Here is an 11,807-nt window from a genome sequence, read left to right as displayed (position 1 = left end):
AACCTGCGACCCTCTGATTAAAAGTCAGATGCTCTACCAACTGAGCTAATGACACATAAATGATATGAAGTTAAAAAATGGGGCGACTGATGGGAATTGAACCCACGAATGCCGGAATCACAATCCGGTGCGTTAACCACTTCGCCACAATCGCCAAAATAAAAATGGTGCCGGCAACAGGAGTCGAACCCGCGACCTACTGATTACAAGTCAGTTGCTCTACCAGCTGAGCTACACCGGCAAAAGAAATGGTGGCTTTGGACGGAATCGAACCGCCGACACAAGGATTTTCAGTCCTTTGCTCTACCAACTGAGCTACAAAGCCGATATTAAAATGGCGGTCCTGACGGGATTCGAACCCGCGATCTCCTGCGTGACAGGCAGGCATGTTAACCGCTACACCACAGGACCGTTTTAAGTATAAGGTGACGACTTCTATAATGATAAAACATCTATGTAAGTCTGTCAATTGTTTTATTAAAAAAACAAAAGCCTGGCAACGTCCTATCCTCACAGGGGGAAGCCCCCAACTACTTTCGGCGTTCAAGTGCTTAACTTCCGTGTTCGGCATGGGAACGGGTGTGACCACTTGGCTATCGTCACCAGACGACGGGCTCGCGCCCTCAAAACTGAAGTCATCAACAAGCATCTGCTAGAACAAGGCCTCGACCGATTAGTATCACTCAGCTCCACATGTCGCCATGCTTCCACCCGTGACCTATCTACCTCATCGTCTCTGAGGGGTCTTTCTTGATTACTCAAAGGGAAATCTCATCTTGGAGGGGGCTTCATGCTTAGATGCTTTCAGCATTTATCCCGTCCGCACGTAGCTACCCAGCGATGCTCCTGGCGGAACAACTGGTACACCAGCGGTGCGTCCATCCCGGTCCTCTCGTACTAAGGACAGCTCTCCTCAAATTTCCTGCGCCCACGACGGATAGGGACCGAACTGTCTCACGACGTTCTGAACCCAGCTCGCGTACCGCTTTAATGGGCGAACAGCCCAACCCTTGGGACCTACTCCAGCCCCAGGATGCGATGAGCCGACATCGAGGTGCCAAACCTCCCCGTCGATGTGGACTCTTGGGGGAGATCAGCCTGTTATCCCCAGGGTAGCTTTTATCCGTTGAGCGATGGCCCTTCCATGCGGAACCACCGGATCACTAAGCCCGACTTTCGTCCCTGCTCGACTTGTAGGTCTCGCAGTCAAGCTCCCTTCTGCCTTTGCGCTCTACGAATGATTTCCAACCATTCTGAGGGAACCTTTGGGCGCCTCCGTTACTGTTTAGGAGGCGACCGCCCCAGTCAAACTACCCGCCTGACACGGTCCTCCAGCCGGATCACGGCTGCGAGTTAGAGACTCTATGCATGAAGGGCGGTATCCCAAGGGTGACTCCTCCGAAGCTGGCGCTCCGGGCTCGACGTCTCCCGCCTATCCTGTACATCATGCACAAAGCCTCAATATCAGGCTGTAGTAAAGCTCCATGGGGTCTTTCCGTCCTGTCGCGGGTAACCTGCATCTTCACAGGTACTATGATTTCACCGGGTCTCTCGTTGAGACAGTGCCCAAATCGTTACGCCTTTCGTGCGGGTCGGAACTTACCCGACAAGGAATTTCGCTACCTTAGGACCGTTATAGTTACGGCCGCCGTTTACTGGGGCTTCGGTTCAAAGCTTCGCTTGCGCTAACCCATCCCCTTAACCTTCCAGCACCGGGCAGGCGTCAGCCCCTATACGTCATCTTGCGATTTAGCAGAGACCTGTGTTTTTGCTAAACAGTCGTTTGGGCCTATTCACTGCGGCTCTACTCATGTAGAGCGTCCCTTCTCCCGAAGTTACGGGACCATTTTGCCGAGTTCCTTAACGAGAGTTATCCCGCGCGTCTTAGAATTCTCATCTCGCCTACCTGTGTCGGTTTACGGTACTGGCGCCTTCCCCCTCACTAGAGGCTTTTCTTGGCAGTGTGAAATCGTGACCTACGTCCCTACGGGACTCCGCATCGTTCCTTGACTTTGGTGCCTGACGGATTTGCCAATCAGACGGTCTTGAAACTTGCACATGCACTTCCATCCGCATGCGTCACTATCCTCCTGCGTCCCCCCATTGTTCAAACGGTGGATCGGCGGTACAGGAATATCAACCTGTTATCCATCGCCTACGCCTTTCGGCCTCGGCTTAGGTCCAGACTAACCCTGAGCGGACGAGCCTTCCTCAGGAAACCTTGGGCTTTCGACGGAGGGGATTCTCACCCCTCTTTTCGCTACTCACACCGGCATTCTCACTTCCAAACGCTCCACTGCTCCTTCCGGTACAGCTTCACAGCGGTTTGGAACGCTCCCCTACCATTCCTTACGGAATCCGCAGCTTCGGTGGTATGTTTAGCCCCGTTACATTTTCGGCGCGGCGCCACTCGACTAGTGAGCTATTACGCACTCTTTGAATGGTGGCTGCTTCTAAGCCAACATCCTAGCTGTCTAGGCAGCGCCACATCCTTTTCCACTTAACATACACTTTGGGACCTTAGCTGGCGGTCTGGGCTGTTTCCCTCTTGACTACGGATCTTATCACTCGCAGTCTGACTCCCGAGTATAAGTTGCTGGCATTCGGAGTTTAACTGAATTCGGTAACCCTGTGGGGGCCCCTAGTCCAATCAGTGCTCTACCTCCAGAACTCTCAACCTCGAGGCTAGCCCTAAAGCTATTTCGGGGAGAACCAGCTATCTCCAGGTTCGATTGGCATTTCACCGCTACCCACACCTCATCCCCGCACTTTTCAACGTGCGTGGGTTCGGACCTCCAGTCAGTGTTACCTGACCTTCATCCTGGACATGGGTAGATCACCTGGTTTCGGGTCTACGACAACGCACTGAACGCCCTGTTCAGACTCGCTTTCGCTACGGCTCCGCCTCATCGGCTTAACCTCGCGCGTTATCGTAACTCGCCGGTTCATTCTACAAAAGGCACGCCATCACCCGTTAACGGGCTCTGACTACTTGTAGGCATACGGTTTCAGGATCTATTTCACTCCCCTTCCGGGGTGCTTTTCACCTTTCCCTCACGGTACTGGTTCACTATCGGTCACTAGGGAGTATTTAGCCTTGGGAGATGGTCCTCCCGGATTCCGACGGGGTTTCACGTGTCCCGCCGTACTCAGGATCCACTCTGGAGGGAAAACAGTTTCAGCTACAGGGCTGTCACCTTCTTCGGCCGACCTTTCCAGGTCCTTCACCTACTGTCTTCCTTTTTGACTCCGTATAGAGTGTCCTACAACCCCGAAGAGCATGCTCTTCGGTTTGGGCTGTTCCCGTTTCGCTCGCCGCTACTCAGGGAATCGCATTTGCTTTCTCTTCCTCCGGGTACTTAGATGTTTCAGTTCCCCGGGTCTGCCTCACGCTACACTATGTATTCATGTAACATGTCCCATCCCATTACAGATGGTGGGTTCCCCCATTCGGAAATCTTCGGATCAAAGCATACTTACTGCTCCCCGAAGCATATCGCTGTTCGTCGCGTCCTTCATCGGCTCCTAGTGCCAAGGCATCCACCGTACGCCCTTCATACCTTGATCTAGCGTTGGTATTCTAAGAACACACGTCTTAAATGACATGGTTAATTAAAAGTTTGATGTCTTGTTGATGTCTTCAGTTTTCAAGGTGCGAGTGTCTCTATCGAGACTGAGAGACGAGCTCTCAAAACTGAACGATGGGCATGTCCCGTAAGGGACGTTTTCCTTAGAAAGGAGGTGATCCAGCCGCACCTTCCGATACGGCTACCTTGTTACGACTTCACCCCAATCATCTACCCCACCTTCGACGGCTGGCTCCTTGCGGTTACCTCACCGGCTTCGGGTGTTGCAAACTCTCGTGGTGTGACGGGCGGTGTGTACAAGACCCGGGAACGTATTCACCGCAGTATGCTGACCTGCGATTACTAGCGATTCCGACTTCATGCAGGCGAGTTGCAGCCTGCAATCCGAACTGGGAACGGCTTTATGGGATTGGCTCCACCTCGCGGTCTCGCTGCCCTTTGTACCGTCCATTGTAGCACGTGTGTAGCCCAACTCATAAGGGGCATGATGATTTGACGTCATCCCCACCTTCCTCCGGTTTGTCACCGGCAGTCTCCCTAGAGTGCCCAACTAAATGCTGGCAACTAAGGATAGGGGTTGCGCTCGTTGCGGGACTTAACCCAACATCTCACGACACGAGCTGACGACAACCATGCACCACCTGTCACCATTGTCCCCGAAGGGAAAACTTGATCTCTCAAGCGGTCAATGGGATGTCAAGAGTTGGTAAGGTTCTTCGCGTTGCTTCGAATTAAACCACATGCTCCACCGCTTGTGCGGGTCCCCGTCAATTCCTTTGAGTTTCAGCCTTGCGGCCGTACTCCCCAGGCGGAGTGCTTAATGCGTTAGCTTCAGCACTGAGGGGCGGAAACCCCCCAACACCTAGCACTCATCGTTTACGGCGTGGACTACCAGGGTATCTAATCCTGTTTGCTCCCCACGCTTTCGCGCCTCAGCGTCAGTTACAGACCAAAGAGTCGCCTTCGCCACTGGTGTTCCTCCACATCTCTACGCATTTCACCGCTACACGTGGAATTCCACTCTTCTCTTCTGTACTCAAGCCTTCCAGTTTCCAATGGCCCTCCCCGGTTGAGCCGGGGGCTTTCACATCAGACTTAAAAGGCCGCCTGCGCGCGCTTTACGCCCAATAATTCCGGACAACGCTTGCCACCTACGTATTACCGCGGCTGCTGGCACGTAGTTAGCCGTGGCTTTCTCGTAAGGTACCGTCAAGGTACGAGCATTACCTCTCGTACGTGTTCTTCCCTTACAACAGAGTTTTACGATCCGAAAACCTTCATCACTCACGCGGCGTTGCTCCATCAGACTTTCGTCCATTGTGGAAGATTCCCTACTGCTGCCTCCCGTAGGAGTCTGGGCCGTGTCTCAGTCCCAGTGTGGCCGATCACCCTCTCAGGTCGGCTATGCATCGTCGCCTTGGTGAGCCGTTACCCCACCAACTAGCTAATGCACCGCAAGGCCATCTCAAGGTGACGCCGAAGCGCCTTTCATCAGCGGACCATGCGGTCCGTTGAACTATCCGGTATTAGCTCCGATTTCTCGGAGTTATCCCAATCCTTGAGGCAGGTTCCTTACGTGTTACTCACCCGTCCGCCGCTCATTCCACTGCCTTCCCTCCGAAGAGTTCCGTCAGTTTCCTGCGCTCGACTTGCATGTATTAGGCACGCCGCCAGCGTTCGTCCTGAGCCAGGATCAAACTCTCCATAAAGTGTTTGACTTGCTCGTTGTTGTGACCGAAGTCACGATTGACGAAGCTTGCGCTTCATTCATGTTTGTATTCCGTAGAATACGATTTTTGCCTCATCGTTCAGTTTTCAAAGTTCGTCCGCGCCTGTTTTGGCGACTCAATTAGAATACCAAGTCTGAAACAAGAAGTCAACAACTTTTTTGAAATTGTTTTTTACTTGTTTGCCGTAAGCGCTCGTCCTCTTAAGGACATGAATTAATATATCACGATAATTAGACATGTGCAACTACTTTATTAAAATAACTTATAGTTTTTTTAGAGCATGTAAAAACCGCAGACAAGAATGGCTGCGGTTTACTTCATCATCAATGAGACGCGTCTTCTTTTTGCTTCGCTTATATAGAAGAAATACAGTGATTCCGCTAACTTCATTTGTGCTTCTAAATCACCATAGTCATCATAGCTGATTTCTAAGAGATGACGCTTCATCAAATAATCTTCTTTTGCTTTTGCTAATTCTTCTAACAAACGCTGGTCGTACTCACTGCGAATCTTCTTTCGAAACCAACTCATAGTTCGCGACGTCCCTCCATTGCACGAGATAACGTCACTTCATCTGCGTATTCAAGATCTCCACCAACCGGAAGACCATGGGCAATCCGAGTGATCCGAATACCCGTTGGTTTTAACAGACGCGATAGATACATCGCTGTCGCTTCTCCTTCAATGTTCGGATTGGTCGCTAAGATGACTTCCGTAATCGCTTCGTCCGCTTGAAGACGTGTTAGTAGGCTAGATACATTGATATCCTCCGGACCGATTCCTTCCATTGGACTGATCGCTCCATGCAAGACATGATACAACCCTTGGTAATCTCGCATTTTTTCCATTGCAATGACATCCCTTGAATCTTGGACGACACAGACAATCGTACGGTTTCGGTGTTTATCTGTACATACATAACAAGGATCTTGATCCGTGATATTCCCGCAGACACTACAGTAGGCAATGTCGCGCTTCGCACTGACCAATGCCTTTCCGAACATTAAGACATCGTCCTCTTCCATATCAAGGACATGAAACGCTAGACGAACTGCTGTCTTCGGACCAATCCCCGGCAGTTTCGTAAAACTTTCGATCAAACGACTAATCGCTTCAGGATATTGCAAGTGGTTTCCTCCTACGAATTAAAACATTCCCGGCAGATTCATACCTTGTGTGAATTTCCCCATTTTACTTGAGACGAGTTCATCGACCTTCTTCAAAGCATCGTTTGTTGCAGCTAAGACGAGATCTTGAATCATTTCAACATCATCTGGATCGACGACTTCTTCTTTAATGATGACATCTACAATATTTTTATGACCATCTGCAACGACTGAGACCATCTCTCCGCCTGCTGTACCTGTCACTGTTAAGTCTTTTAGCTCTTCTTGTGCTTTCGCCATATCCTTTTGCATCTTTTGCATCTGTTTCATCATATTGTTCATGTTTCCCATTCCGCGCATCTGTATTCCTCCTCGAATTTAATCTTCGAACTCTACGATATCACCAAAACGACCAAGCGTCTCGGACAATAACTGATCGCTCTCCGATTCTTGTTTTGTTTCCTTCTCTTCTATACTACTACTATTTCGCTTAGCAACAAACTCTGCTTTCAGTTCATGCCAATCCTTTGAAAGAATCGCTAAAATTTCGCGTTTGACGCCACATACTTCATACAATGCTTCTTCAATCACAAAACGTGTTCGTTCATTCGTCATGACCTGTTCAAAGTGCCATCCTTTACCGTCATCGAATTCAATCAGCAACGTATCCGCCGAACAAAGAACCGGTTTACTTTCATGAAGTAACGAGTAAATTGGTCCATCTTCTTTTAATATCCATTTTAAGATGTGATCCCATCTCTCTTGAATCTCACGTAGCTGAGCTTTTTCTGCTCGCCCTAACATTTGACGAATGCGCTCTTTCGCGATCCGAACGGTCGGTCGTCCTTGTTTTCGTTTCGGTTGTGCTTGTGGTGCAGCCGTTTCTTGAGCCGGAACACCATTTGACTTCCACTGATGCATCTGTTCTTTCATCTCGCGGACTTCCTGTTGCAACGATTGGACGATCTGTCCCGTCGTTCTCCCTTGTTCCGCAATCTGAATGAAGGCAATCTCAACGAGGACCCGCGGATGATTCGTCAATCGCATCTGTTGTTGGCAGTCATGTAACTGATCAATGATCGTAAAGCACGTCTCCGCTTCAATCGATTCAACGAATTGTTTGAACTCATCCGTTGGGCGAGCACGCTCTAGCAAGTCGACAGCTGTAGGAGAGGCTTTCAACAACAAAGTGTCCCGGTAAAAGAAGACGAGATCCTCAACGAAACGTTTTAGATCTTTTCCCGCTCGTTGCATCGTTTCAAGCGTCTGCAATAACTGATCGACTTGATGTTCATGTAAGGCACGAGCAATATTCAATAACGCTTCATCTTCTACTGCCCCTGTTACTTCAAGAACAGCCGCATCGTTTAGATCACCATTCGAAAATGCAACCGCTTGGTCGAGCAGACTCAGCGCATCACGCATACCACCATCCGCCGCTCGGGCAATCAATCGTAATGCCGTATCCGAATACTCGATCGATTGGTCTTTTAAGATATATTGCATCCGCTCTACGAGTTGATCAACTTCATGCCGCTTCACATCGAAACGTTGACAACGTGAGATGATCGTCGCCGGGATTTTATGTGGTTCTGTCGTTGCTAGGATGAAGATGGCGTGTGCCGGCGGTTCTTCTAGTGTTTTGAGCAAGGCATTAAAGGCACCTGTCGACAACATGTGCACTTCATCAATGATGTAGACTTTATAAGCTGCTTCTGAAGGGGGATATTTGACTTTATCCCGAATTTCCCGAATCTCATCTACGCCGTTATTGGAAGCCGCATCGATTTCGAAGACGTCCGGACTTGATCCTTCTGTAATCGCAAGACACGTTGGGCACGTATTACACGGTTCTTTGACCGGAGCATGCTCACAGTTGATTGCTTTGGCGATGATTTTGGCAAGACTCGTCTTTCCCGTTCCCCGAGGACCCGAAAATAGATAGGCGTGGGACATCCGTCCCTCCATCAATGCATTTTGGATTGTGCGGGTGATATGCGCTTGTCCAACGACTTCGTCGAATCGTTGTGGACGGTACACGCGGTATAGTGCTTGATAGGCCAAGTTTGCGCCTCCTCTTTTTAAGTTCCTCATTCTATTTTACCTAAAAAAGTCTACAACCGAAACCGGCTGTAGACTTGTCTTTAAAAATTAAACTGCCGCGCACCATATTCTGAAATATGTTCAACATGCGTTACTCACGCAGCCTGCTCAGTCCAAGCACCCCTACAACACACAGAGAGCACCACTTAAGGCTGCTTCCTTCCGGACCTGACCTGGTTCATGGGTATCTGTTGCGTAGGACTCAAACGTCAACGCTACTTACGTGAGGCAGACCACACCAATCATATCCCTCGACATGGAATTCAGTCTCGCTATAGCGGATTGCGAGTGACAGGGAACCGCTACATCCCCACCTAGCACGGCAAATGGTTTATCGATTTTTAGTGGCACCTTGTTTCAGTGCTTTTTCATTATACTGTTTCATCTGGTGTGATGCAACCCATTGCCCGCTTTCGCGTTTTCTTTTTCGCGCGCAGTTCCCGAAAGAACGTCGTTAGCATCTCACCACACTCTTTTTCTAATATACCGCTCGTCAGCTCTGAGACATGATTGAACCGATCGTCTTGCACTAGGTTCATCAGTGTTCCACAGCATCCACCCTTTGGATCAACGGCCCCAAAGATGACATGTTCGATCCGTGACAGCATGATGGCCCCAGCACACATTGGACAAGGTTCAAGCGTCACGTAGAGCTCACACCCTTCAAGTCGCCAGTTCCCGAGCTTTTGGCAAGCTTCCTCAATCGCGATCAACTCGGCATGTGCCGTCGCCTGCTGATCCGTTTCCCGGTGATTGTAACCCGTCGCGATGACTTCATCATCTTTGACGATGACACATCCAATCGGAACTTCACCGATCGCTTCTGCCTTTTTTGCCTCTTCGATTGCAAGACGCATATAGTGTTCCTGTCGTTCCATCGATGATACTCCTCACTCTAAAAAAATTCTCCTTTTGAAACTTCAGCAAGTCGTACTTCTTTGTGCTAAAATATAAATTGCACTTTGCTGAACGGAGGGTCATTGTATATGTTCATAACGGTTGAAGGACCGATTGGTGTAGGCAAAACATCACTTGCGAACGCCATCAGTCACCATTTCTCTTTTTCTATGTTACGCGAAATCGTCGAAGAAAATCCCTTTCTTGGAAAGTTCTATGAAGATATCGAAGAATGGAGCTTCCAGACGGAAATGTTCTTCTTGTGCAATCGCTTCAAACAACTCGATGATATCGAACGTCATTACCTCAGTAAACAACGCTCTGTCGTTGCTGATTACCATATCTTTAAGAACTTGATTTTTGCACACCGCTCTCTAAAGGTAGAGCATCTTGAGAAGTACGAACAAATCTATTCGATCCTGACGACAGACATGCCGAAACCGGATGCTGTCATCTATTTGAACGCAAGCATCGACACCTTGATGAAACGTGTGGCATTGCGCGGACGAGAAATCGAAGAAAATATGTCACGTGCTTATCTCGAACAATTGGCCGAGGATTACGAGACATTCGTCACGGAATACCAAGCCAAACATCCGGAAGTCAAAATCATCCGTTTCGACGGGGATGAACTCGACTTCGTCAAGCGACCGGAAGATCTCGAGTACGTCTTGACGACGATCCGGAACGAATTATATGAAGGAGCGAACCACGCATGAACTTGAAGCTACGCGAACAATACAACATCCCGGCAGATGCCGTCATTACGATCGGCGGTATGGTCGGGATCGGTAAATCAACGATCACAAACGGATTAGCAGATGCCCTTGGTTTCCGGACGTCACTCGAAAAAGTCGATACAAACCCTTACTTGGATAAATTCTATCATGATTTCGAGCGTTGGAGCTTCCACCTCCAAATCTATTTCCTCGCTGAACGCTTCAAGGAGCAAAAGCGGATTTTCCAATACGGTGGTGGTTTCATCCAAGATCGTTCGATCTATGAAGATACAGGGATCTTTGCTAAGATGCATTTTGAAAAAGGAACGATGTCTCCAACGGATTACGAGACATACTCAAGTTTGTTTGACGCAATGGTCATGACACCATTCTTCCCACATCCGGATCTTTTGATCTATCTTGAAGGCTCATTCGAACAAGTACTAGAACGAATTCGTCTTCGCGGACGTGAGATGGAGCAACAGACACCAATCGAATATTGGGAAGAGATGTACGAACGATATACGAACTGGATCAATAACTTCACAATCTGCCCGGTACTCCGCTTGTCGATCGACGAATACGATTTACTGAACGAGCCAGAATCCATCGACCGGATTCTCGCGAAGATTGAAAAGCAGCTTGAAGTTGCTCGTATTGCCAATACACGCTAACTGATTAGATCTGCCTCTTAGGCGGATCTTTTTTTGCGCAAAAAAGGAGACGCGTTTCGCATCTCCCTCGCATTAACCAATCACTTGATTGATTTGTTCCATATGGTGTAAATCATGTTGAGCCATCGCTCCAAGGAATTGACCAATCGTCAATTCTTTGTCTTTAATGACGACCTTGTCCTGCAGGCGTTCTTCCGGAATCAATTCGACCGCACGACTCAACAAGTCACGACTGACTAAAAACTCATCAATCGTCAAGATCCGTTGCTGCTCACGGCTCATCTTCGCCGCTTCCTCATTGACCGCTTGGCTATCCGGTGCGACTCGGAATGGTTCACCCGCGAGCAAGTACGGAATACGCTCTGCGACCATGAAGCGATCCCATGGTGATAAGTGACCGATGATCTCAGCAACTGTCCACTTACCTTCTGCATACGACGTCCGCCACGTCTCTTCTGAAATCTGTTCTAAGTCTTTTACATATGTCATCGTCATCGCATAATGCGAAAGCAACGATTCTTTTGTTTGTTCGTTCATTTCGTCCACCTCTTCTTCGTTTTTCACGTAGGCAACCATAGCACGCACGAAGAAATCGATGCAACAAAAAAGCACCTCAAAATTGAGATGCTTCATAAAAAGCGGAGTCGGTGGGATTCGAACCCACGCGAGCCTTGCGACCCCTAACGGATTTCGAGTCCGTCCCCTTCAGCCGGACTTGGGTACGACTCCATGATTATATTTATTTTTGGGTAAAAAAAAAGAAGTGGAGGAGGCGGTGGGATTCGAACCCACGCACGGCTTTCGCCGCCTGACGGTTTTCAAGACCGTTCTCTTAAACCACTTGAGTACGCCTCCAAGCTATAAAACGTGCATGTTGTTGTCAAAAAAATAAAAATGGAGGAGGCGGTGGGATTCGAACCCACGCACGGCTTTCGCCGCCTGACGGTTTTCAAGACCGTTCTCTTAAACCACTTGAGTACGCCTCCGTACT

8 protein-coding genes, 8 tRNA genes, 3 rRNA genes and 1 other RNA gene (1 of these 20 running past the window's edge) are annotated in these 11,807 nt (G+C 49.1%); 2 read left to right on the top strand and 18 right to left on the bottom strand.

The window, feature by feature from the left end; all coding sequences use genetic code 11:
• The 14 genes from L985_RS00180 to tadA all read right to left on the bottom strand — a co-directional run.
• Positions 1 to 55 (bottom strand) — tRNA-Lys (locus tag L985_RS00180); it reaches 21 nt to the left of the window's first position.
• Positions 56 to 78: 23 nt separating this feature from the next.
• Positions 79 to 154 (bottom strand) — tRNA-His (locus L985_RS00175).
• Positions 155 to 165: 11 nt separating this feature from the next.
• Positions 166 to 241: transfer RNA gene (locus tag L985_RS00170), tRNA-Thr, on the bottom strand.
• A gap of 8 nt (positions 242 to 249) precedes the next feature.
• Positions 250 to 325, bottom strand: a tRNA-Phe gene (locus L985_RS00165).
• A gap of 10 nt (positions 326 to 335) precedes the next feature.
• Positions 336 to 411: transfer RNA gene (locus L985_RS00160), tRNA-Asp, on the bottom strand.
• Between the two features lie 80 nt (positions 412 to 491).
• A 5S ribosomal RNA gene (gene rrf, locus L985_RS00155) occupies positions 492 to 607 on the bottom strand.
• Between the two features lie 46 nt (positions 608 to 653).
• Positions 654 to 3,567, bottom strand: a 23S ribosomal RNA gene (locus L985_RS00150).
• A 167-nt stretch (positions 3,568 to 3,734) separates the two neighbouring features.
• Positions 3,735 to 5,296: ribosomal RNA gene (locus tag L985_RS00145) — 16S ribosomal RNA — on the bottom strand.
• Together the 16S, 23S and 5S rRNA genes with 5 tRNA genes alongside form the textbook arrangement of a ribosomal RNA operon.
• Before the next feature lie 333 nt (positions 5,297 to 5,629).
• Entirely contained in the window at positions 5,630 to 5,848 is a 219-nt protein-coding gene (locus L985_RS00140) for a YaaL family protein (protein ID WP_023469883.1), read from the bottom strand.
• Positions 5,845 to 6,444 (bottom strand): recombination mediator RecR, encoded by a 600-nt coding sequence (recR, locus tag L985_RS00135; protein WP_023469882.1) that lies wholly within the window; start codon positions 6,442 to 6,444, stop codon positions 5,845 to 5,847. Before recR ends, L985_RS00140 begins: the two co-directional genes overlap by 4 nt.
• An 18-nt stretch (positions 6,445 to 6,462) precedes the next feature.
• Positions 6,463 to 6,783 carry a YbaB/EbfC family nucleoid-associated protein gene (locus tag L985_RS00130; RefSeq protein ID WP_029343040.1) on the bottom strand — a complete coding sequence of 107 codons (321 nt, stop codon included), beginning with the start codon at positions 6,781 to 6,783 and terminating at the stop codon, positions 6,463 to 6,465.
• Between the two features lie 18 nt (positions 6,784 to 6,801).
• The gene (gene dnaX, locus L985_RS00125) at positions 6,802 to 8,487 is read right to left on the bottom strand and encodes a DNA polymerase III subunit gamma/tau (protein ID WP_047394606.1); all 1,686 of its coding nucleotides are present in this window, start codon (positions 8,485 to 8,487) and stop codon (positions 6,802 to 6,804) included.
• Between the two features lie 95 nt (positions 8,488 to 8,582).
• Positions 8,583 to 8,849: signal recognition particle sRNA large type (gene ffs / locus L985_RS00120), an RNA gene on the bottom strand.
• 48 nt (positions 8,850 to 8,897) lie between these two features.
• Entirely contained in the window at positions 8,898 to 9,404 is a 507-nt protein-coding gene (tadA, locus tag L985_RS00115; protein WP_047394603.1) for a tRNA adenosine(34) deaminase TadA, read from the bottom strand.
• A gap of 108 nt (positions 9,405 to 9,512) precedes the next feature.
• Here tadA and L985_RS00110 point away from each other — a divergent pair, with 108 nt between their 5' ends.
• A complete protein-coding gene (locus L985_RS00110; RefSeq protein ID WP_029343037.1) occupies positions 9,513 to 10,142 on the top strand; it encodes a deoxynucleoside kinase in 630 nt (209 codons plus the stop codon).
• Entirely contained in the window at positions 10,139 to 10,816 is a 678-nt protein-coding gene (locus L985_RS00105; protein ID WP_029343036.1) for a deoxynucleoside kinase, read from the top strand. The genes L985_RS00110 and L985_RS00105 overlap by 4 nt, the downstream gene beginning before the upstream one ends.
• Positions 10,817 to 10,888: 72 nt before the next feature.
• On the opposite strand, the gene L985_RS00100 is transcribed toward L985_RS00105, so the two are convergent.
• From L985_RS00100 to L985_RS00085, 4 genes are all read right to left on the bottom strand, one after another.
• Complete coding sequence (locus L985_RS00100) at positions 10,889 to 11,353, bottom strand: DinB family protein (RefSeq protein WP_029343035.1); 465 nt, start codon at positions 11,351 to 11,353, stop codon at positions 10,889 to 10,891.
• 102 nt (positions 11,354 to 11,455) lie between these two features.
• A tRNA-Ser gene (locus L985_RS00095) sits at positions 11,456 to 11,545 on the bottom strand.
• A 35-nt stretch (positions 11,546 to 11,580) separates the two neighbouring features.
• Positions 11,581 to 11,671: transfer RNA gene (locus L985_RS00090), tRNA-Ser, on the bottom strand.
• Positions 11,672 to 11,711: 40 nt separating this feature from the next.
• Positions 11,712 to 11,802, bottom strand: a tRNA-Ser gene (locus L985_RS00085).
• Between the last annotated feature and the right edge of the window lie 5 nt (positions 11,803 to 11,807).

This window comes from Exiguobacterium sp. ZWU0009 (assembly GCF_000798935.2).
GTDB lineage: Bacteria > Bacillota > Bacilli > Exiguobacteriales > Exiguobacteriaceae > Exiguobacterium_A > Exiguobacterium_A acetylicum.
This window is presented reverse-complemented; position numbering and strand designations above follow the sequence as displayed.

Bases quoted from the DNA above. Each gene is read 5' to 3' on its own strand.
- L985_RS00140 (WP_023469883.1), bottom strand. From the start codon at position 5,848: ATGAGTTGGTTTCGAAAGAAGATTCGCAGTGAGTACGACCAGCGTTTG.
- L985_RS00130 (WP_029343040.1), bottom strand. From the start codon at position 6,783: ATGCGCGGAATGGGAAACATGAACAATATGATGAAACAGATGCAAAAG.
- tadA (WP_047394603.1), bottom strand. From the start codon at position 9,404: ATGGAACGACAGGAACACTATATGCGTCTTGCAATCGAAGAGGCAAAA.
- L985_RS00110 (WP_029343037.1), top strand. From the start codon at position 9,513: ATGTTCATAACGGTTGAAGGACCGATTGGTGTAGGCAAAACATCACTT.
- L985_RS00105 (WP_029343036.1), top strand. From the start codon at position 10,139: ATGAACTTGAAGCTACGCGAACAATACAACATCCCGGCAGATGCCGTC.
- L985_RS00100 (WP_029343035.1), bottom strand. From the start codon at position 11,353: ATGAACGAACAAACAAAAGAATCGTTGCTTTCGCATTATGCGATGACG.